The sequence below is a fragment of the Nocardioides sp. URHA0032 genome (assembly GCF_000620645.1).
Lineage (GTDB): Bacteria > Actinomycetota > Actinomycetes > Propionibacteriales > Nocardioidaceae > Nocardioides.
Window position 1 is genome coordinate 194270 of record NZ_JIAV01000019.1, and the last position, 20766, is coordinate 215035.

General features: G+C 71.2%; 22 protein-coding genes. 5 read left to right on the top strand and 17 right to left on the bottom strand.

The genetic code is table 11. From position 1 onward, the window contains the following. Positions 1–71: 71 nt before the first annotated feature. On the bottom strand, positions 72–941 hold the full coding sequence (locus N538_RS24685) for a hypothetical protein (protein ID WP_036569999.1): 870 nt from the start codon (positions 939–941) through the stop codon (positions 72–74). Between the two features lie 262 nt (positions 942–1203). Further along, entirely contained in the window at positions 1204–2403 is a 1200-nt protein-coding gene (gene moeZ / locus N538_RS0109695; RefSeq protein ID WP_028637145.1) for an adenylyltransferase/sulfurtransferase MoeZ, read from the bottom strand. Between the two features lie 185 nt (positions 2404–2588). On the opposite strand from moeZ, the gene N538_RS0109700 reads away from it, so the two are divergent. Together N538_RS0109700 and N538_RS0109705 are read left to right on the top strand one after the other, a co-directional pair. After that, positions 2589–3170 (top strand): TetR/AcrR family transcriptional regulator, encoded by a 582-nt coding sequence (locus N538_RS0109700; protein WP_051549148.1) that lies wholly within the window; start codon positions 2589–2591, stop codon positions 3168–3170. A 69-nt stretch (positions 3171–3239) separates the two neighbouring features. Then, the gene (locus N538_RS0109705) at positions 3240–3461 is read left to right on the top strand and encodes a DUF3107 domain-containing protein (RefSeq protein ID WP_028637147.1); all 222 of its coding nucleotides are present in this window, start codon (positions 3240–3242) and stop codon (positions 3459–3461) included. Here the strand turns inward: N538_RS0109705 and N538_RS0109710 are convergent. Next, positions 3458–4147: a ferritin-like fold-containing protein gene (locus tag N538_RS0109710; RefSeq protein WP_028637148.1), complete on the bottom strand. Its 690-nt coding sequence runs from the start codon at positions 4145–4147 to the stop codon at positions 3458–3460. The genes N538_RS0109705 and N538_RS0109710 overlap by 4 nt on opposite strands. Positions 4148–4316: 169 nt before the next feature. On the opposite strand from N538_RS0109710, the gene N538_RS0109715 reads away from it, so the two are divergent. Next, on the top strand, positions 4317–5729 hold the full coding sequence (locus N538_RS0109715; RefSeq protein ID WP_028637149.1) for a DEAD/DEAH box helicase: 1413 nt from the start codon (positions 4317–4319) through the stop codon (positions 5727–5729). A gap of 16 nt (positions 5730–5745) precedes the next feature. On the opposite strand, the gene N538_RS27350 is transcribed toward N538_RS0109715, so the two are convergent. After that, positions 5746–6435 carry a L,D-transpeptidase gene (locus tag N538_RS27350; RefSeq protein WP_051549099.1) on the bottom strand — a complete coding sequence of 230 codons (690 nt, stop codon included), beginning with the start codon at positions 6433–6435 and terminating at the stop codon, positions 5746–5748. After that, positions 6432–7205 carry a ParA family protein gene (locus tag N538_RS0109725; RefSeq protein WP_081790392.1) on the bottom strand — a complete coding sequence of 258 codons (774 nt, stop codon included), beginning with the start codon at positions 7203–7205 and terminating at the stop codon, positions 6432–6434. The genes N538_RS27350 and N538_RS0109725 overlap by 4 nt, the downstream gene beginning before the upstream one ends. A 60-nt stretch (positions 7206–7265) precedes the next feature. Here N538_RS0109725 and N538_RS0109730 point away from each other — a divergent pair, with 60 nt between their 5' ends. Further along, positions 7266–8024: an SDR family NAD(P)-dependent oxidoreductase gene (locus N538_RS0109730; RefSeq protein ID WP_028637151.1), complete on the top strand. Its 759-nt coding sequence runs from the start codon at positions 7266–7268 to the stop codon at positions 8022–8024. Between the two features lie 3 nt (positions 8025–8027). Here N538_RS0109730 and N538_RS0109735 read toward each other — a convergent pair whose 3' ends face one another. The 5 genes from N538_RS0109735 to N538_RS0109755 all read right to left on the bottom strand — a co-directional run bounded on the left by N538_RS0109735 (position 8028) and on the right by N538_RS0109755 (position 12779). Continuing rightward, complete coding sequence (locus tag N538_RS0109735; protein ID WP_028637152.1) at positions 8028–8855, bottom strand: PHP domain-containing protein; 828 nt, start codon at positions 8853–8855, stop codon at positions 8028–8030. 19 nt (positions 8856–8874) lie between these two features. Beyond that, a complete protein-coding gene (locus tag N538_RS0109740; RefSeq protein WP_028637153.1) occupies positions 8875–9489 on the bottom strand; it encodes a DUF6758 family protein in 615 nt (204 codons plus the stop codon). Positions 9490–9712: 223 nt separating this feature from the next. After that, positions 9713–10174, bottom strand: coding sequence for an HIT family protein (locus tag N538_RS0109745; RefSeq protein WP_028637154.1), 462 nt, complete (start codon positions 10172–10174; stop codon positions 9713–9715). A gap of 66 nt (positions 10175–10240) precedes the next feature. Then, positions 10241–10807, bottom strand: a complete 567-nt coding sequence (locus N538_RS0109750) for a histidine phosphatase family protein (RefSeq protein WP_155992033.1) — start codon at positions 10805–10807, stop codon at positions 10241–10243. Between the two features lie 7 nt (positions 10808–10814). Beyond that, on the bottom strand, positions 10815–12779 hold the full coding sequence (locus N538_RS0109755; RefSeq protein ID WP_051549100.1) for a CASTOR/POLLUX-related putative ion channel: 1965 nt from the start codon (positions 12777–12779) through the stop codon (positions 10815–10817). A 94-nt stretch (positions 12780–12873) separates the two neighbouring features. On the opposite strand from N538_RS0109755, the gene N538_RS24695 reads away from it, so the two are divergent. Continuing rightward, positions 12874–14052 carry an MFS transporter gene (locus N538_RS24695; protein WP_036570004.1) on the top strand — a complete coding sequence of 393 codons (1179 nt, stop codon included), beginning with the start codon at positions 12874–12876 and terminating at the stop codon, positions 14050–14052. Between the two features lie 58 nt (positions 14053–14110). On the opposite strand, the gene N538_RS0109765 is transcribed toward N538_RS24695, so the two are convergent. The 7 genes from N538_RS0109765 to N538_RS24700 form a co-directional block, all read right to left on the bottom strand. After that, positions 14111–14644, bottom strand: a complete 534-nt coding sequence (locus tag N538_RS0109765; protein WP_028637157.1) for a MaoC family dehydratase — start codon at positions 14642–14644, stop codon at positions 14111–14113. Positions 14645–14706: 62 nt separating this feature from the next. Next, positions 14707–14892 (bottom strand): DUF5302 domain-containing protein, encoded by a 186-nt coding sequence (locus tag N538_RS0109770; RefSeq protein ID WP_028637158.1) that lies wholly within the window; start codon positions 14890–14892, stop codon positions 14707–14709. Positions 14893–14933: 41 nt separating this feature from the next. Then, complete coding sequence (locus N538_RS0109775; protein ID WP_028637159.1) at positions 14934–15974, bottom strand: endonuclease/exonuclease/phosphatase family protein; 1041 nt, start codon at positions 15972–15974, stop codon at positions 14934–14936. A 67-nt stretch (positions 15975–16041) separates the two neighbouring features. Next, complete coding sequence (locus tag N538_RS0109780) at positions 16042–17238, bottom strand: acyl-CoA dehydrogenase family protein (RefSeq protein ID WP_028637160.1); 1197 nt, start codon at positions 17236–17238, stop codon at positions 16042–16044. Positions 17239–17280: 42 nt separating this feature from the next. Continuing rightward, positions 17281–18300: a hypothetical protein gene (locus tag N538_RS0109785; RefSeq protein WP_028637161.1), complete on the bottom strand. Its 1020-nt coding sequence runs from the start codon at positions 18298–18300 to the stop codon at positions 17281–17283. Between the two features lie 3 nt (positions 18301–18303). Further along, positions 18304–19635, bottom strand: coding sequence for a phospholipase D-like domain-containing protein (locus N538_RS0109790; RefSeq protein WP_231496185.1), 1332 nt, complete (start codon positions 19633–19635; stop codon positions 18304–18306). A gap of 69 nt (positions 19636–19704) precedes the next feature. Next, positions 19705–20763, bottom strand: coding sequence for a hypothetical protein (locus N538_RS24700; protein WP_051549102.1), 1059 nt, complete (start codon positions 20761–20763; stop codon positions 19705–19707). Positions 20764–20766: the final 3 nt, after the last annotated feature.

A 20766-nucleotide genomic window follows, 5' to 3' on the forward strand; every position in this document is an offset into this window, starting at 1 on the left:
CGTCCACGTGGGACGGGGCCGTCGGGAGCTCCCTCGCAGGATCGCTCAGGGGTTGGGGCTCAGCGGCTTGCTCAGAGGATCGGCGAGAACGGCTCCGTGCCGTTGACCAGCTGCAGGCCGGACACGCCGTGCGAGCTGGCGTACGCGATCTCCTTGGCGATGTCGCCGATGTTGTTCGACGCCGGGAGCGGGGCGAGGCCCAGGGTCGACAGCACGCCGATCGCCTTGCCGTCCGCGCTCACGAAGCCGGAGCCGGAGTCACCGGGGATGCCCGGGGTGACGGTGTACAGCGGGTGCGACCAGCCGCCGTCGGCGGCCTGGTCGCCGAGGCTGATGCCGGTGTGCGGCGACAGGGCGGCGACGCCGGCACGGAGGCTGGAGTTGCCGTAGGTGTAGACGCGGTCACCGGCGGCCGTGCCGTTGGTGTCGATGCCGGTCGGTCCGCCCCAGAACGGGATGGACGGGTTGACCTTCGAGACGTCCGCGGCGTCGACCTTGACCAGGGCCAGGTCGTTGTAGGCGCAGGTGTTCGGGTCGGTCTCACCGGCCTTCTTCATCGCGTCCCAGGAGGAGTACGCCAAGGTGCCGGTCCCGACCTGGGTGCCCTCGTCGATCAGGCTGCCGCCCTCGTTGAAGGTGACCTTGGTGCCGAGCGGCAGCGACTGGGTCGTGCAGCCGTTCGTGTCGGTCGAGGATCCGGTGCCGGCACAGTGCGCGGCGTACCCGACGTAGACCGTGCCTGCGCCATCGGTGTAGACGAAGTTCGCGGTGCACTGGGCACCCTCGGTGTACATCATCGTGCCGGGGTGGATCTGGGCGGTGTCAGCCGGTGCCCAGGTCGGGGCGGCGGACGCCGGTGCGGCGGCGGACAGGGCGGCGGCGAGGACACCGCTGCTGAGCAGGGCTGCCGAGGCCACGGCGTGCTTGGCGGAGAAGCGCATGGGGGTGATTGACCCTCCCGATCGGGGCGCCGGGCTGGCCCGGCAGCCGGAGTCTGACGGAGGGCCCAACGAGCACTGGTCCAGATGGGTTACGCCCGGGTAGTCATTCGTGACTACGCCCGGAAGGGTGGTCTGGACCGGCCAGGCCGGGTGTGGGACGCCGTCGTCGGCGGGTGCGGGGGGGTCGCGGCACCGGCCCAGGAACGCCGAGCCGGCGCAGACTCAGCTGAGTCTGCGCCGGCTCGGCCTCGAGGAGAATGGTCTAGTACGACGGCTGCGACGGATCGATCTGGTTGACCCAGGCGACCACGCCACCACCGACGTGCACGGCGTCGGCGTAGCCGGCGCCCTTCACGATGGCCAGCGTCTCGGCGGAGCGGACCCCGGACTTGCAGTGCATGACGATCTGCTTGTCCGCGGGCAGCTGCTCGAGGGCCGAGCCGTTCAGGAAGTCGCCCTTGGGGATGAGCACCGAGCCGGGGATCCGGTTGATCTCGTACTCGTTCGGCTCGCGGACGTCGACGAGCACGAAGTCGCGGGTGCCCTCGCTGCGCTCCTTGAGCATGTGCTCGAGCTGGGTGACCGAGATCGTCGAGCCGGCGGCGGCGTCGGCGGCCTCGTCGGAGATGGCGCCGCAGAAGGCGTCGTAGTCGATGAGGCCGGTGACGGTCGGGTTGTCGCCGCAGAGCGCGCAGTTCGGGTCCTTGCGGACGCGCAGCTTGCGGTACTCCATCTCCAGGGCGTCGTAGATCATCAGCTTGCCGACCAGCGGCTCGCCGATGCCGGTCAGCAGCTTGATCGCCTCGTTGACCTGGATCGAGCCGATCGAGGCGCACAGCACGCCCAGCACGCCGCCCTCGGCGCAGCTCGGGACCATGCCCGGCGGCGGCGGCTCGGGGTACAGGCAGCGGTAGCACGGCGCGTCGTCGGCGAGCGTCGGCGCGAAGACCGAGGCCTGGCCGTCGAAGCGGTAGATCGAGCCCCAGACGTACGGGATGCCCAGGAAGTACGCCGCGTCGTTGACCATGTAGCGGGTCGCGAAGTTGTCGGTGCCGTCGACGATCAGGTCGTAGCCCCGGAACACGTCCATGACGTTGTCGTTGTCGAGGCGCTGCTCGTGCAGGATCACCTCGACGTACGGGTTCGTCTCGGCGATCGACTCCTTCGCCGACTGCGCCTTCGACTTCCCGATGTCGGACTGCCCGTGGATGATCTGGCGCTGCAGGTTGGACTCGTCGACCTCGTCGAACTCCGCGATGCCCAGCGTGTGCACGCCGGCCGCGGCCAGGTAGAGCAGCGCCGGGCTGCCGAGGCCGCCAGCGCCGATCACGAGGACCTTGGCGTTCTTGAGGCGCTTCTGCCCGCTCATCCCGACGTCGGGGATGATCAGGTGCCGGCTGTAGCGGCGCACCTCGTCGATGGTCAGCTCGTCCGCGGGCTCCACGAGCGCGGGAAAGGACACGGCGTACTCCTCGATCACGTTGGGTTCGCTTCCCCCAACAAGCTGCGTTCCCGCCATGTTCCCCGCCGGACCCCGGGGCGGATCGCCGCGTCCCGTCATCCGGACGGCTCCGTGTTCCCGGTAGGGTTCGCGGAGTGACGGCAGAGCAGTACGACGCACCCGCGGCCCGCCCGCGCGGCGCCCGCATGCCGCGGCGCGAGCGCCGGGCGCAGCTGATGGACTCCGCGCTCGAGGTCTTCGTGGCGCAGGGCTACCACGCGGCGGCGATGGACGACATCGCCGAGCGCGCCGGTGTGTCCAAGCCGGTGCTCTACCAGCACTTCCCCGGCAAGCTCGATCTCTACCTCGCGCTGCTCGAGCAGTCCTGCGACACGATCATCGAGAACACCCGCCGGGCCCTGGACTCCACCGACGACAACAAGCAGCGCGTCGCGGCGACCATGGAGGTCTTCTACGAGTACGTCGCCAGCGACAGCGGCGCGTTCCGGCTGGTCTTCGAGTCCGACCTCACCAACGAGCCCGCCGTGCGCGAGCAGGTCGACCGGGTGACGACCGAGTGCGCGGCGACGATCGCGCACGTGATCCACGACGACACCGGCCTGCCCGACGACGCCTCCCGCCTGCTCGCGGTGTCGCTCGTGGGAATGGCGCAGGTCAGCGCCCGGTTCTGGCTGTCGGACCCCGGTGCGATCAGCAAGTCCGACGCCGGCGCCCTCGTGGCCGGTCTCGCCTGGCGCGGCATCCGGGGCTACCCCCGGGCCGACTGACAGGTCGCCGACCGTCCACCGGATCCACCACCGCTCGACCCACTGACAGATGTACTGAAGGAGGACCTCGTGGAGGTCAAGATCGGCGTCCAGAACGCCGCCCGCGAGCTGCACATCGACACCGACGAGTCCGGGGAGGCCGTCGAGAAGCAGATCGCCGACGCCCTGGCGTCCGGCGGCGTGCTGACGCTCACCGACAACAAGGGCCGCAAGGTGGTCGTGCCGGTCGAGAAGCTCGCCTACGTGGAGATCGGGCACGGCACGCTGGGCCAGGTCGGCTTCCGGAGCTAGCTGGCCAGCCCGAGCTCGCTCATCCGCTCGGTGTGCCGCTCGGTGATCCGGGTGAACATCCGGCCGATCGCGGCGAGGTCGATGCCGGGCCGGTCGACGCCGCCCGCGAGCAGCGCGGAGAGCGGCTCGCGGTCCACGATCACTCGCTGGGCCTGGGTGAGCGCCTCCCCCATCAGCCGCCGGCCCCACAGCGCGAGCCGGCCACCGAGCCGCGGGTCGGCGGCGATCGCCGAGCGCACCCGGTCGACCGCGAACGCCGCGTGCCCGGAGTCCTCCAGCGAGGCGAGGACCAGGTCGCGGGTGTCCGTGTCGAGGTACGCCGCGATCTCGCGGTAGAAGTCGTTCGCGAGCCCGTCCCCGACGTACGCCTTGACCAGCCCCTCGTACCAGTCGTCCGGCGCGGTGTACTCGTGGAAGCGGTCGATCGGCCCCTGGAACGGCGCCATCGCCGCGAACGGGTCCGCGCCGAGCTCGGTGAGCCGCTCGTTGAGCCGCGCCACGTGCCCGAACTCCGCGGTCGCCATCGACGCGATCGCGACCTTGTCCTGCAGGGTCGGCGCCAGCTTGGCGTCCTCGGCCAGCCGCTCGAACGCGGAGATCTCGCCGTACGCGATCGCGCCCAGCAGGTCCACGATCGCCTCTCGGTACTGCGGGTCCTCGAACGCGACGGGCGTGGATGCGGTCACGTGCGCACCCTACCGATAGACTGCCTGCGTTCGAGGTCCCGCCCAACCCGGGCAGACCCGCGTATGTGCGCGGCAGACGGTTCCGAAGATTCGTGGACGAGTCAGCCGCAATCCGACGGCAGTGACTCAAGAAAGCGATAGAACCCTGACCACGTTCCGAGAGCTCGGGGTGCTCCCCGAGATTTGTGACGCGCTCGAGCGCGCCGGCATCACCACCCCGTTCGCCATCCAGGAGATGACCCTCTCCGTCGCGCTGCTGGGCACCGACCTGATCGGCCAGGCCCGCACCGGCACCGGCAAGACGCTGGCGTTCGGCATCCCCGTCATGCAGCGCAGCGTCGCCCCCAAGGACCCGGCCTACGCCGACATGCCGCAGGGCAAGCCGCAGGCGCTGATCGTGGCCCCGACCCGTGAGCTCGCGCTCCAGGTCTCCAACGACCTCCACCTCGCCAGCAAGGACCTCGGCCTCCGGGTCCTCACCGTGTACGGCGGGGTCGGCTACGACACCCAGCTCGACGCGCTGAAGAGCGGCGTCGACATCGTCGTGGGCACTCCCGGCCGCCTGATCGACCTGGCCAACCGCCGTGCTCTCGACCTCTCCCACGTGCACGCGCTCGTGCTCGACGAGGCCGACGAGATGCTGGACCTCGGCTTCCTGCCGGACGTCGAGCGGATCCTGCGGATGACGCCGGAGACCCGCCAGACGATGCTGTTCTCGGCCACGATGCCGTCCGCGATCGTCTCGCTGGCCCGCATCCACATGCGCCACCCGATGAACATCCGGGCGGAGTCGTCGTACGAGAACGCCACCGTGCCCGCGACCGCGCAGTTCATCTACCAGGTCCACGACCTCGACAAGCCGGAGATCATCGGCCGGCTGCTCCAGGCCGAGGACGCCGACAAGTTCATCGTGTTCACCCGCACCAAGCGCCAGGCGCAGCGGGTGGCCGACGACCTCGCCGAGCGCGGCTTCAGCACGAGCCCGCTGCACGGCGACATGGCGCAGGTCGCGCGCGAGAAGGCGCTGACCCGGTTCCGCGAGGACAAGCTCCGCGTCCTGGTCGCCACCGACGTCGCCGCCCGCGGCATCGACGTCGCCGGCGTCTCGCACGTCATCAACTACAGCTGCCCCGAGGACGACAAGACCTACGTCCACCGGATCGGACGCACCGGCCGCGCCGGCGCGACGGGCACCGCGATCACCTTCGTCGACTGGGCGGACCTGCACCGCTGGAAGATGATCAACAAGACGCTGGACCTGCCGTTCGACGAGCCGCTCGAGACGTACTCGACCTCCGAGCACCTGTTCCACGACCAGGGCATCGCCCCGGGCACCCGTGGCCGGATCGTCGACGCGAAGCCGGCGGAGAAGCGCGAGCCCCGCGAGGACCGCGCCCCCCGCGAGCGGAACGCGAACCGCAACCGGAGCCGCACCCGCACCCGTAGTGGCGAGACGGTCACGGCGGACGAGGGCGGCGAGCAGCAGGCCCCGTCCGGGGAGGGCGCGAGCCCGAGCAGCAACCGGAACCGCAACCGGCGGCGCCGCCGCTCCAGCGGCAGCAAGCCCGCGGCCGCCGAGTAGCCGAGTCGGCCGTCGCTCAGGCGACGACGACGACGGTCGTGCCGATCGGCGCGAAGGCCCACAGGGCCTTCGCGTCGGACTCCTGCTGACGGATGCACCCGTGAGACTGCGGCGTGCCGAGCTGGGCCCGCGTCTGCACCGGCTTCCCGTCGTCGATCGGGATGTCGTGGAAGCCGATCGCGGCACCGGTGTCGCCCTGGGTGAACCGCACGAACCAGCGCATCGTGCCGGAGTCGTCGATCCCCCACGCCTGCTCGGACCTCGAGTACACCGAGTAGGTGCCGGGGTCGAGGTTGTCGGTCAGGCTGCCGGACACCAGGTAGGTGCGCTCGACGTGCTTCGCCCTGCTGACCAGCCATACGCGCTGCCGGCTCTGGCTGAACACGACCCGCTTCGCGGTGCCGGTCCCGGCCGGCAGCGCAACGTCCAGGGTCGGGTCCGTGGAGCTGTCGGTGGGGCTGTCGATGCTGCTGTCCACGCTGGTCCGGGCACTGCTGGACGGGGTGGGGTCGACGCCGGGCTCGGGCGCGCCCGTTGTGTCGGCGACCGAGGCCGCCACGGCCGGCTGGCCGCCGTTGCCGCCCGTGGGAGCGGGGAGCACCCCGGTGCCGCCGAGCACCGCGACCAGGGTGACCGCCAGCGACGACCCGAGGGCCGCCATCCGGCCGTAGCGGGGCCGCACCGGTGCGCCGCGGTGCCGGCTCACCGCTTCGACCTCGCGACGAGGTTCTCGGCCACCTCGCGGTAGGCCTTGGCTCCCTTGCTGCTGCGGCTGGTCGAGAGGATCGAGCGGCCGGCTGCCGGCGCCTCGGCGAACTTGATGGTCTTCGGGATCGGCGGCTCGATCACCTCGAGGTCGTAGGTCTCCGAGATCGTCTCGAGCACGGTGCGCGCGTGGTTGGTCCGCCCGTCGTACAGCGTGGGCAGCACGCCCCACACCTCCAGGCCGCGGTTGGTGAACCGGCGTACGTCGTGGACGGTGTCGAGCAGCTGGCCGACGCCCCGGTGCGAGAGCGTCTCGCACTGGAGCGGGATCAGCACCCCGTCGGCCGCCGTGAGCGCGGCGACGGTGAGGACGCCGAGCGACGGCGGGCAGTCGAGCAGCACCCAGTCGTACTCGACGTCGGCCTCCTCGAGCGCCTCGATCATCGACTTCAGCACGTGCTCGCGGCCGGTGCGGGTCAACAGCTCCGCCTCGGCGCGGGCCAGCTCGATCGTCGCCGGCACCAGGTCGACGCCGTCCTCGGTCTCGATCAGGACCTCGGTCGGGTCCAGCCCCTTGGTGAGCACGTGGTGGACCGAGAGCTCGAGGTCCTCGGGGTCGATGCCGAGGGAGAAGGTGAGGCACGCCTGCGGGTCGAGGTCGACCAGCAGCACCGACTGGCCGAGCTCGGCGAGCGCGGCACCCAGGGAGGCGACGGTCGTCGTCTTGGCGACCCCGCCCTTCTGGTTCGCGATCGCGAGCGTCGTGGTCACGCGGCCCATCATGCCCGACCACCCTGCCCGGATCGCGCAGCGACCTGTTTGACTTCGCTCATGTCTGTCGCGCTCGTCACCGGCCCCACCGCGGGCATCGGCCGTTCCTTCGCCCACCAGCTCGCCGAGCAGGGTTACGACCTGGTCCTCGTCGCCCGCGACAAGGAGCGCCTCGAGGCCGAGGCGGCCGAGCTGCGGACGGCGTACGGCGTCGCGGTGGAGGTGCTCCCCGCCGACCTGGTCGACCGCGCCGAGCTCGCCACCGTCGCGGCGCGGCTGTCCGACCCGGCCCGGCCGGTCGACCTGCTGGTCAACAACGCCGGGTTCGGGTTGAAGAAGCGCTTCCTCGACAACACCGTCGACGAGGAGCAGGCGATGCTCGACGTGCTGGTGACCGCGGTGATGCGGCTCAGCCACGCCGCCCTGGGCGCGATGTCCGAGCGCGGCAGCGGCGGCATCATCAACGTCTCGAGCGTGGCGGCGTTCCTGCCGCGCGGCTCCTACTCGGCGGCCAAGGCCTACGTGAACAGCTTCTCGGAGTGGGCGTCGCGCGAGTACGCCCCACGTGGCGTGACCGTCACCTGTCTGTGCCCGGGCTTCACGAAGACCGAGTTCCACGAGCGCATGCAGGTCGGACGCGGCTCGGCGCCCGACTTCATGTGGCTGGACGCCGACGAGCTCGTCCGCACCGCGCTCAAGGACCATGCCAGGGGCAAGGTGTTCTCGATCCCGAGCCCCCAGTACAAGGTGATCTCGACCGCCGCCCGGCTCATCGCCGGCGGCGTGCTTCAGAGGTTCCAGGGCCTCGGGCGGAAGTGATGCTCACCTGAGGTCGAGCAACCGCGCGTACTCCTCCGGATCGGTGGTGTTGCAGCCGAGGTCGTGGTCGGCCTTGCCGGCGCCGTGGTAGTCGCTCGAGCCCGTGGCGACCAGGTCGAGGTTGCGGGCGATCGACCGCAGCCGGCCGCGGGCCCTCTCGTCATGGTCCTGGTGGTCGACCTCGATGCCGGCCAGGCCGAGGCCCCGGAGCTCGGCGAACGTCGCCTCGTCCGGACGCCCCAGGCCGCCGCGGCCCCACGGGTGCGCGACCACGGTGACGCCACCGGACTGCCGCACCAGGGCGAGCGCGGTCTCGAGCGGGACGGCGTAGCGGTCCACGTGCGCCGGCCTCCCCCAGCCCAGGTAGCGGTCGAAGGCGGCGGTCCGGTCGGGCACGACGCCCAACGTGACCAGCGCATCCGCCACGTGCGGGCGGCCGGACGCGACGGCGCCGTGCGAGGCGTGGCGTACGTCGTCCTCGGTGATCGCGATGCCGAGGGCGTTGAGCCGCTCGATCATGACCGGCACCCGCGAGGCTCGGCCGCGCAGCACCTTGGCCAGCTCGGCGTCGAGCGGTGCGTAGCCGGGGTCGGGCCAGTAGGCCAGGAGGTGCACGCCGCGCCCGTGGTGGCGGGTGCTGATCTCCATCCCCGGGACCACCGTCAGGCCGGTCTCCTCGGCCGCCTTGGTCGCCTCGTCCCAGCCGTCCGACGTGTCGTGGTCGGTGAGGGCGATGACGTCGAGCCCGGCGTCGACGGCCGCCCGGACGAGGCCGGCAGGCGTGTCCGTCCCGTCGCTGGCGCGGGAGTGCGTGTGGAGGTCGATGCGCACCGGTGCAGCCTAGTGACCGTCACCAGACCGGCCGCGGGCCCCCGAAGGGGATCTCCAGCAGCTGCGGGCCGAGACGGGAGACGTCGCGCAGGATCCACTCGTCGCGGAGCAGCAGCAGCGCGGACGCCGGCCGCAGCACCAGCCACAGCCAGCGGCCGCCGGCCTCACCGGCCAGCACGGAGCGGTCGAACTCGCCGTCCGCGGTGCTCGTCGAGATGTCCCAGAGGCTGACCGGCTGGCTCCCGATCCGCACCCGCGCGGTCGGCGTCCGGTAGCTGATCTCGGCGCCGGGGTCGTCGTACCGGGTGCCGGCGCAGCGGCCGCCCAGGCCCGTCCCGGGCTCCTCGGCGATCACCATCACGTCGACGGGACCGTCCAGCTCGCTCGTCCCGGACGCGCACGTCAGCGTCGCCCGTGCCCGCTCGACGCCGTCGCCGACCGACGCGAAGTCCGTGACGCTCCACCCCGGGCCCATCGGCCAGGGCAGGTACGTCGGGAACTGCGGGGTCGCCGCGAGGTGCTCCGCGAACGCGTCGTACGACGGCTCCTCCGGGCGCCACAGCGGCGCCAGCCCCCCGTGGTTGGGGCACGGCACCGGTGCCGGGCACCGCACGCAGCTCGCCGCCAGCGACATGGGCTTACGGTGCGGAACGACGGCCCCCCAGTCAAGGGGCGACTACCGTGGTGGCGTTGATCGATGTCCTCGCTGCGGGCACTCGGCCAAGGTCGCCGGGCGGTCCTGGCTCGACCGGCTGTGGGGCCTGCGCACCCAGTGCCCGGAGCCGCGGACGGGCACCGGCTCGCTGGCGAGGAACTGCGGCTGCACCCACCCGTGGCACGTCGCCGGGACCTGAGTCCTACGGCAGCGCGGCCCGCACGGCCACGGCGATCTCGTCGCGCGCGCCCTCGCTGATCCGCTCCGAGGCACCCGCCCCCAGGTAGGTGAACACCCGCGGCCCGCGCGCGCTCTCCGGCTGGTCCGGCATCCGTGGCACCAGGTGCAGGTGCAGGTGCGAGAACCCTTCCGCCTCCGAGAACTGCATGAGGTACGTCTTCACGCAGCCCGTCACGCTCTCGAGCGCGACGCTCAGGCGCCGTACCAGCCCACCGAGCTCGTCCGCCTCCTCGGCGGTCAGGTCGGCGAACGACGCGACGTGCCGGGTCGGCAGCACCACCAGCCATCCCGCGAGGCTGCTGTCGAACGCGTGCGCCACGCGCCAGTGCGCGGTGTGCAGCACGTCCTCGCGCGGCGGCAGGCCGGGCAGCTGTGCCTGCTGGTCGCACGGGAAGCAGCCGGGGACGAGGTCCTGGTCGGTCACCCGCGGGACCCTAGCCGTGCGCTCCTCCCTCCGCGGCGACGGGCAGGCACTCCGGGGCGCCGGACCTCAGCTGTTCCAGCACAGCACCACCGGCGCCTCGTGCTCCCAGCCGAGGACCGAGACGGTGGCGGTGTCGAGGCGGAGGTGCTGTCCGAAGGCGACGGGCTGGCGCAGCCAGCGGGCGGCGAGCGCGCGCAACGCATGGCCGTGGCCGAAGACCAGGGTGGGGCCGTCGGCCGCCAGGGCGCGGGACACGACCCGGTCGAGTCGGGTCGAGACGTCGGCGGCGGTCTCGCCGCCGGGGACCGGGTCGGTCCAGACCGTCCAGCCGGGGGCCTGCGAGCGGATGTCGGCGGTGGTCACGCCCTCGTAGTCGCCGTAGTCCCACTCGACCAGGTCGTCGTCGATCTCGGCGGACGGGAACCCGGCCAGCGCGGCGGTACGCCGGGCACGCTCGCGCGGGCTCGTCAGCACCTGTTCGAACGAGACCGACGCCAGGCGGGGCACCAGGGACCGCGCGACCTCCTCGCCCTCGGGCAGGAGCGGCAGGTCGGTCGTCGACGTGTGCCGACCCTGCGCGCTCCACTCGGTCTGTCCGTGCCGCACCAGCCAGAGCTCGTTCACGAGCCCCATTGAACAGTCAGTCGTCGGCGAGCACGACCACCCGGTCGCCGGCGAGGACACGGAAGGTCTCCGACTTCGCCGGGTTCACCCGGACCCCGAACGACGCGTCGCCGTCGGCGAGGGCCTCCGACTTGTAGCCGATCGCCGTCTCGTTGCGCCGGGCGGCGCCGGCGATGATCGTCGCGTAGGAGACCTCGGCGCCCGGCGCGACGTACCACTCGGCCGGGCGCAGGTAGATCTCGCTGCCCTCGTCACCGAGCAGCTGGTCGAACACCGCCTCCAGTCGGTGGTCCTCGGACAGCTGGGTGACCAGCAGGCTGACGATCTCGCCGCTGACGACGACGTCGTCGACGTGCGCGACCTGGGCGAGCACCCGGTTCCGGTCGTCGAGCATCTCGCTGACCACCGGGGTCGCGGCGTCGTCGTACCGTCCCAGGATGTCGCGGACGTGCAGGAGCGTGACCAGCGTGCGCGCGTCGGCCGCCTGCGGCTCGAGGTGGTCGGAGTAGCAGAGCACCAGCACCTGGTCGAGGTCCGGCCGGACGTACTGCTCGAGGGTGCCCCGGTCCGTCGTGGGGCCGGGCACGACCGTCACCAGGAGGTTCTTCAGGCGCGGGACGTCGCGCACGTCGAACGACGTGAGCACGGTCAGCGTCGATCCCACCGGCGCGTAGTGGTCGAGCTCGCGCAGCACGATCGGGGCGCGCTCGTTCCAGCCGATCAGCAGCGCCTGCGTCGGGTGGTCGTCCTGGCCGCTGCCGGTGCCCAGCCGACCGAGGTCGGGCCGCGACGTCGAGTCCGGGTCGCCCCTGAGCACGGAGTCGTCCTCGGCGACCACGATGAGCGTGTGTCCGGCGATCACGGTCTCCGGTGGCGGGTTCAGCTTCGGTACGCCGTCCGCGATGACGCCGATCACCGTCGCCTCCTCGAAGGCGAGCTGGACCTCGGCGTACGTCGAGCCGTCGAGGCTGTGCTCGTCCAGGAAGTAGATCTCGTCTCCGCCGTAGTCGAACAGCTCGGTGTAGACGGCCGCGGCTCCGGACTGGCGCGAGGTCTGCACGACCAGCTTCGCCACGGTCTCCCGGATGTCGACCAGCACCGTACGCTCGGCGCCGACCAGCCGGGCGGCCTCGAGGTTCGAGGGGTTGCGGATCTCGGCGACGATCCGTGGCCCGTCCGGTCCCGCGTGGGTGAGCGCCAGCAGGGTCTTGATGACCTCGCTGTCCGGGTCCTCGGAGTCCTCCGGCGCGAGCAGGATCACGGACCGCGCGGTGACGTGGCTGCTGAGCCGCAGGTCGTCGATGTCCATCGGCGAGCCGTTGCGGCAGACGACCCGCGTGCCACGGAGGTCGGCGACCTTCGCCCGGAGCTCGTCCTCCATCTCGACCTTGTCCCGGTCGGCGAGGATCACGATCACCGGCTTCCGGCGGCTCTCGTTGGCGATGGTGAGCTCGCGGACGATCGTGAAGATCGAGTCCGACCAGCCCAGGATCACCGTGTGGTCCTTCTCGAGCACGATCGAGCGGCCGCGGCGCAGGTCGGCGAGCTTGGTGTCGATGCCGGCGGCGATCACGCCGATCAGGGCGCTCACGATGAACAGCCCGGCGATGGTGAGCAGCAGCATCGTGAGCAGGAACCGCCACGGGCTGTCCGCGTCGCCCGCCACCGTGCCCGGGTCGAGAGCGTGGAAGAGGGTCTGCACCATCTCGCGGAAGAAGCCGTCGCTGCCGCCCCGGCGCAGCCGCAGGGCGGTGACGACAACGGTGAACAGCAGGATCAGCACGAGAGTGGCCACCGAGAGCCACGCGATCAGCGCCGGCGTGCCTCGCGACATGCTGTTGTCGAAGCGGTAGCGCATCCGGTCGCCGAGGCTGGACCTCGGCTCCCTCACCGGACGCGCGCCGGCCGGGGCCGCGGCGCCCTTCGGCTGGGCCATCGCCTTCGCCGTCCGCTGCCGCAGCTGCTGGCCGGTCCGTGCCATCTCGTCTCCCCATCGGCTGAGTGCTCGGGAGATCGTCGCGCACCGGCGCGGGGCTGACACCGCTTTTGCGGCAACCCGTGCCACGATGCCGCCCATGGACATCACCCGGGCCCGCGTGGCCGTGGCCGCCGGCTTCCTCTCGCAGGGCCTGATCCTGCTGAGCCTGACCACGCGGCTACCGGACTTCCAGGACAAGTGGGGGCTCTCCGACGTCACGCTGTCGGTGCTGCTGCTGATGATGATCCTGCTGGCCGGCGGCGGCTCGGTGACCGCGGAGGCGCTCGCGAAGCGCAAGGACAGCGCGCTGCTGCTGCGGGTCGGCCTGGTGACGGTCGCGATCGGCGTCCCCGTCCTCTGCACCGCCCAGGCTTCGGCGTTCTTCGTGGCCGGCCTCGCGGTCTACGGCTTCGGCCTGGGCATGGTCGACGCCTGCACCAACATGCAGGCGGTCGCGCTCGAGCACCGCTACAACCGGCCGATCCTGCCGTCCTTCCACGGTGCGTGGACGCTCGGCGGCGTGATCGGCGCCGCCGTCACCCTCGCCACCGCCGACCTGCCGCTCGAGGCGAGCGCCGCGCTCGCGGTCATGCCGCTGGTCGTCGCGTTCGGCCGGTTCCTCCCCCGGGACCACGGCCCCACCGAGCTCGCCACCCGGGTCGCCGTGCCGTGGCGCCCGATCCTGCTGGTGGGCACGGCGATGGTGCTCTTCTACATGGTCGACACGGCCGTGCAGACGTGGGGACCGCTGTTCGTGGACCACACCTTCACGACCCCTGAGCGGTACGTCGCCCTTCCGGCGCTCTGCTACCTGCTGGCCAGCGGCGCGGTGCGACTGGCAGGCGACCGGCTGGTGGCCCGGTTCGGTCCGGTGCCGGTGCTGCGGGTCGGGGCGGTCATCGGTGCGGCCGCGCTGGCGGTCGTGGTGTTCTCCCCCACCTGGCAGGTCGCGGTCCTCGGCTTCGCGATCCTCGGCGCCGGCGTCGCGGTCGTCGCGCCGCTCAGCTTCTCGGCCGCGGCGAAGATCGCCGGCGGCGAGGGCTTCGAGCCGGCGGTCCGGCAGGCCCGCGTGGACGCCGTGATCGCACGCTTCAACCAGTTCAACTACCTCGGCGCCATCCTCGGGTCGGTGATGACCGGCCTGGTCGGCAAGGACTCGCTGCGGATCGGCTTCGCGGTGCCGATGGTGCTCGTGCTCGGCATCGTCCCGCTGGCGCCTGCCTTCGTGCCGCGCATCGTCGCCGCGGTCGGTGCACCCCGGCCATCGGCTTCCTGAGCGCGAGCAGCAGGGAACCCGCTCATCCGGCGCGGGGCGCCTCGACCACCGACGCGCGCTACTCCGCCGCCGGCCCCGGCCAGAACTTGTCGGGCTGCGGCACCGGGCGGCCGGGCTGCTCGCCGCCACGGGCCTCGAGGTAGCTCTGCTTCGGCACCATCACCTTGCGGCGGAAGATGCAGACGACCTTGCCGTCCTGGTTGTAGCCGATGGTCTCGACGTGGACGACGCCGCGGTCGTCCTTGGAGGTGCTCTCCCACTTGTCGAGCACGGTGGTCTCGCCGTACAGCGTGTCGCCGTGGAACGTCGGGGCGACGTGCCGCAGCGACTCGATCTCGAGGTTGGCGATCGCCTTGCCCGAGATGTCCGGGACGCTCATGCCGAGCAGGATCGAGTAGACGTAGTTGCCGACCACCACGTTCCTCCCGAACTGCGTGGTCTCCTCGGCGTAGTGGGTGTCGAGGTGCAGCGGGTGGTGGTTCATGGTGAGCAGGCAGAACAGGTGGTCGTCGTACTCGGTCACCGTCTTGCCGGGCCAGTGCCGGTAGGTCGCGCCGACCTCGAACTCCTCGTAGCTGCGTCCGAACTGCATGCGCCCACTCTGCCCGGCCGGCCCATGGGGCGCACCAGCCGGACGCGTGGGCTATCCCACAGTCAGCTGCCGCCGCCGCCCGCCTTGCGCCGGTGCATCTTCGGCCCCGCTCCCCCGGTCACCTCGGAGCCGTGCGCCTTCTCGCGCACCGGGCCGTCCTGGTGGACGCCCTTCTCCTTCTGGTTCTTCCGATCCAGCGCCTCGCGCATCTTGGCCTTCAGGTCGTCGTTCTGCTGCGAGTCGGTCATGGCCTCACCATCGCACGCGGCGCCGTCCGGACGCTACGGCCTCACGACGACGGCGAGGGCACGTTCGGCGACGGCGACCCGGTCGGTCTCGGGGTCGGCGACGTCGTCGGCGTGGGGGTGACCGTGGTGGTCGGTGTCGGCGAGGTGGTCGGGCAGTCCGTCGGCAGCACCGGCGGCAGCTCCGCCTCCGTGACGATCATCGGGTGGTCCGTCGACTTCCGGACCTTGGGCCCGCGGTTCGCGTGGTAGTTCGTGAACGTCGTCTCCGGGGAGCCGAAGATCCAGTCGATGTACGTCGGCCGCGTCGGTGAGCAGCCGCCGAGGCCGCCGTTCCCGGTGTTGACGCCGCCGTTCGCCGCGATCATGTCGGTGCCTGCCGTCATCCGGCAGAAGTAGATGTCCCGCTCGTTCATGTCCCCGGTGACGAACACCGGCAGCCCGGTGTCGGCGCGCAGCCGGTTCACCATCGCGATCTCGATGTCGGTGGCCTGCTTGCGCCACTTCGCGGCCGGGCCGCGGGCGTCGGCGGGGTTGTGGAACGACGACACGTAGACCTGCTGCCCCGTGGCGATGTTCTGGAGCAGCACGACCGGCATCCGGAGGATGGTGCCGTGGAAGTACGGGATCTTCTCCCAGCTGGCGCTGACCATCGACCACTGGTCGGAGCGCCACGCGACCGAGTTGCGCATGCCCTTGCGGCCCCAGGCCGTGCCGGGGTAGGTGTCCCAGCTGGTGCCCATCTCCTGCTCCCAGACCTGGTACTGCGGGAACTGGAACTCCTGGAGCCCGATCACCTCGACGCCCTCGGCCTTGATCACCTGGGTCAGCCACTTCATCCGCTCCGGACCGGGCGCCCAGCCGTGCTTGTTGCCGCCGGACGCGGTGTGGTCCGCACCGAGGGCGTTCAGCGAGCTGATCGTGAGCTGGGTCGGGCCGGTCACCTCGCCGTCGGCGAGGCGGGCGGAGTCGTCGCCGGACCCGCCCATCCCGGAGATGCGCAGGGCACCGGCGCCGAGCACCATCCCGAGGAGCAGGGCGGCGACGACCGTGAGTCGCTGGCGGGAGCGAGCGTCGGACAGCATGGGTCCTCCTGAGAGATCAGGAGTACTCTAACGTCACTCCCGTCACAGAAGCCCCATTACGGCCGCGTCAGCCCTTCAGCTTGTAGTCCTTGAGCAGGCTGCGGCCGATGATCATCTTCTGGATGTCGGAGGTGCCCTCGCCGATCAGCATGAACGCCGCCTCGCGGTAGAGCCGCTCGATCTCGTACTCCTTGGAGTACCCGTAGCCGCCGTGGATCCGGAAGGAGTCCTGGACGACCTCGTTGCAGTACTCCGCGGCGAGCATCTTGGCCATGCCGGCCTCGACGTCGTTGCGCTCGCCCGTGTCCTTCTGGCGGGCGGCGCGGACCATCATCGCGTGCGCGGCCTCGACCTTGGTCGCCATCTCCGCCAGCCGGAACATGATCGCCTGGTGCTCGGCGATCGGCTTGCCGAACGTCTCCCGCTGCTGCGCGTAGGCGATGGCCAGCTCGAAGGCCCGCAGGCCGATACCGCAGGCGCGGGCCGCGACGTTCACGCGGCCGACCTCGACGCCGTCCATCATCTGGTAGAAGCCCTTGCCCGGCTCGCCCCCCAGGAGCTGGTCCGCGGAGACCCGGTGGCCCTCGAAGACCGCCTCGGTGGTGTCGACGCCCTTGTAGCCCATCTTGTCGATCTTGCCGGGGATGGTCAGGCCCGGCGCGACCTCGCCGAAGCCGGTCTCCTTCTCCACCAGGAACGTCGACATGTTGCGGTACACCGAGTCCGCACCCTCGTCGGTGCGCACCAGCAGCGCGATCAGGTTCGACGAGCCGCCGTTGGTCAGCCACATCTTCTGGCCGTCGATGACGTAGTCGTCACCGTCCCTGACGGCCTTGGTCTTGATCGCCGCCACGTCCGAGCCCAGCCCCGGCTCCGACATCGAGAACGCGCCGCGGACCTCGCCCGCCGCCATCGCCGGCAGGTACTTCTTCTTCTGCTCCTCGGTGCCGTGCTGCATGATCATGTACGCCACGATGAAGTGGGTGTTGATCACGCCCGAGACGCTCATCCAGCCGCGGGCGATCTCCTCGACGCACAGCGCGTAGGTCAGCAGCGACTCGCCCAGGCCGTCGTACTCCTCGGGGATCATCAGCCCGAAGATGCCCAGCTCCTTGAGCCCGTCGACGATCTCCTGCGGGTACTCGTCGGCGTGCTCGAGCTCGGTCGCGACCGGGAGGATCTTCTCCTCCACGAACGTGCGCACCGCCTTGAGGATCTCGCGCTGGTCGTCGGTCAGTCCGTCGGTCTCGCACAGCCGGCCCATCGGCGTCCTTCCGTCGTGGCGTACAGGTGACTCGCCGGTAACTTACTTCCTCTTGCCGTCCCTGGCCCATGTGAGATCGCGCACCGCGTGAGCCAGGCCACGCACGGCGGCCTCGAGCTGCTGCTCGACCGGCACGTCGGAGGGCTGCACGCCGGGGACCGGGTACGACGTCAGCTCGGCCAGGTCGCCCACGACCGGGCAGCCGACCTCGCGCAGCGCCGCGATCTCCTTCTCCGAGCGCGCGTAGACCCACGCCTCGTCCAGGCCGAGCGTCGGCTCGTCGCGACGGTGCCGGGCCATCCCCTGCTTCGCGAGCACCCGCTTGACCCGGGAGTGGTAGGCGTTGCGCGACAGCGGGTCGTCGGCGAGCGCCTCGTTGAGGTCACGGAGCACCAGCGTCGAGGCGAGGCCGAGCGACGGGTTGGTGGTGACCTCGAGGCTGCACGAGGCGGGATCGATGCCCGCGACCCCGGCGTACCGGTCCCACAGCAGGTTGCTCGGCGCGCCCTTCGGCGGCGCGGTCACGAGCACGACGTTATCGGTGCCGACCACGCCCGACCAGCGCCTGGCCCAGGTCGCGACGCCCTGCTGGCGCCAGAACGGGTTGCCCCGGCGCTCCTCGCGGACCGCCTCCAGGTAGTCCGGCCAGGTCGCCCGGCCGCCGTTCTGGACCGACTCCTGCCACATGCTCGGGATCTGGCGGGCCAGGTCGCGGGCCGTGATGACGACGGTCAGCGGGGTGTCACCGAACGCCGCGACGACCTGCTCGATCTTGGCGGCCTTGCGGGCACCGAAGAACTCCACCGAGAACAGCGCCGTTCCCGGCCACTCCTCGATCTCGCGGACGATCCGCGCCCACGGCCCGTCGGCCGCGATCGGCTTCTGCTCCTCGCCGCCGCGCTCGATGACGTCCTGCGCGGCCTTGATCTGGTCACGCCACTTGCGACCGACGAAGCTGACCCCCTGCTCGCGCAGGGCGTCGCCGTTGTTCGACAGGACGTTCTGCAGGAACGTCGTGCCGGACTTCATCGTCCCGACGTGCAGGACCACGCGCTCGGCCACGCGTCAGTCGCCCTCCCAGAAGCGTCCCGAGTACGCCAGCCCCTCGGCGCCCGCGGACCGCTTCGCGGGCGTGGTCGGGCACACCGGCGGCGGCGGGTCGAAGCTCGGGCCGGGGCTGCCGCCGACCGGACGGGAGCGGTGGTCCCAGATGAAGTCGAAGTTCCGGTTCCACTGGGTGACCAGGTGGGAGCCCGTGGCCCGCAGGATGAGCTCGTCACCGACGAGCCCGGAGTGGGTGTAGTTGCTGGACCCGGTGAAGATGTCCGACGTGCTCGTGTTGCCGCCGTAGTGGCCGGAGATCGTCAGGTACTTCTGGTGGCTGTACATGTCGACCTCCTGCAGCTCGTCGCAGTCGGTGTTGTAGCTGTCGGTGTGCCGCGGCACGGTGCCCCGCGGCGTCTGCATGCCGATGACCCTCTTCATCTCCGCGCCGCCGAGCGCCCAGAGCACCTTGACGTCGCACCCCTGCGCGTAGAGGTTGCGGAGCCGGCGGGCGATGTAGGTGCCGCGCGCGCCGTTCCAGGCGTGCATCGAGACCCGGATCTTCGTCCTGCCGGCGGTCCCGGTCCCGTCTGTCGCCCCCTGGCACTGGACGGGGCGCAGGATCTGCATGACCGGGTCGTTCGCCTCGGTGGTGTGCGGGTGCGGCATCACCCAAGTCTCGAACGCGCCGAGGTCGTCGTGCTCGTAGAGCGGCTTCGCGGTCCTGTCCTTCTTCAGCTCGCGGAACAGCGAGAAGAGTCGGTCGTAGAGCCGCGGGACGTCGTTCTTGATGAGCAGGTCGTTGAACTGGTGCTGGGTCGCGTTGCCGGTGAGGTTGGCCGATCCCGTCATCACGACGTCCCGGGCAGCACCGGTCTGCTCGAACAGGTAGATCTTGTCGTGCAGCACGCCCTGCTCGCTGCGGCAGCCGGTCTTGCAGGTGTAGTCCCAGCTCTTCTTGCCGCGGTTGGTGCCGAGGTCGTGCTTCAGCATCTTCATCGCGGTCGTGTACTGGTGGTCGTTGTGCAGGACCTGCACGTGGACGCCACGGTGGTGGGCGTTGATCAGCAGCTTCGCCATGTTCACGCGGTCGAAGGAGTACACCGCGATCCGGATGAAGGAGCCCTTGCGGGCGTGCCGGATCGCGTCCGCGATCTGCCGCTCGATCCGGAACTGCGACGCGGAGTCGCCCCAGGGATCGTTGAACCACCCACCGGTGGTCGGCTTCCAGGGCTTCGTCCCGCCGGTCCGCGTGGTCGTCCCGCCACCGCCACCAGCGTGCGCCGCCGGGATCGCCATCAGCGGGGCCGCCAGCGCGATCACGCCGGCCACCACGAGAAGCCTCGACCTCACACCCACATCCGAACCCTTCTCCCGTGTCCGGAAGGGACGTCGTGCCGGCACACCCGGGAACGCAGCCGCTCAGGCGGTGGGTGCTGTCCTCGCCGAACGACGCGCACGACGACGGGTCGTGCCCCCAGACAACTCGCGAACGTCGGCGAGCATAACAGCGACCAGGTCCCCGGCCGCATCGACGAGCTCGGCGTCGGTGACCGACGAGACGGGACGCTGGGCGGGCAGGTCGTCGGGCACCAGGAGGGACTCGACGTCGCCCACGACGTGGAAGCCCTTCCGGCGGATCATCCGCACCGCCCCCTCGCTGCGGCGGCGGCAGTCCGCGAGCAGGTCGTCGGTGAGCCCGAACCGCTCCCCCTGCTGCGCGACCAGGTGCTTCTCGGCGAGGTAGCCACGGATCCACCGGCCGCGGTCGGTGGGGTTCTCGAAGCCCTTCAGGTGCGCGTTCACCCGTCGCAGCAGCTCGACCTGGACGACGCCCAGGGACTGGTTCGCCGCCCGGTCCGGCAGCGGGTAGTCCGAGGCGAGGCCGACCACGCCGGCGAAGTTGCGCCAGTGCCGGTCCGGCGGCTCGCCCTTGCCGGGCATCGGCAGGACGTGGACCCGCCCCGGCGGCACGGTCCCGGTCCAGCGCTTGAGGACACCGTGCAGGTCCCAGGTGCGCCAGCTGAACTCCGAGCCGCGGCCCTTCCGGTGCGGAATGTCCTCGAGCGGCTCCGTGCCGCCGTTCTTGACCATCTCCTGCCAGCCGGCGGCGAGCATCCCGGCGGTGTGCCGGGCGGTCACGACCAGGTGCACCTCGGCCGGCGCGAGCTCGGCGACGGCCCGCTCGGCCTGCTCGCGGGACGCGCCGCAGAAGAACTCGTGGGTGACCAGGCCGGTGCCGTCGTACGCCGCCAGCTCGTCGCGGAGCCGGCCCCAGGCGCCCTTGGCGCGGGGGCCGCGCCGGTCGAGCTTCTTGCGGCCCTGGAGGTCGAGGGCCGCCCAGAGGTGCTCGCGGTGCCCGTCGCCGGGCAGCAGCACGCCGTCGCGGCGGACCAGGTCGCGGTTGTCCCACAGCACGCCCTGGAGGTACGTCGTGCCGGTCTTGGGCAGACCGATGTGGAGGTAGACCCGCTCCGCCACGTG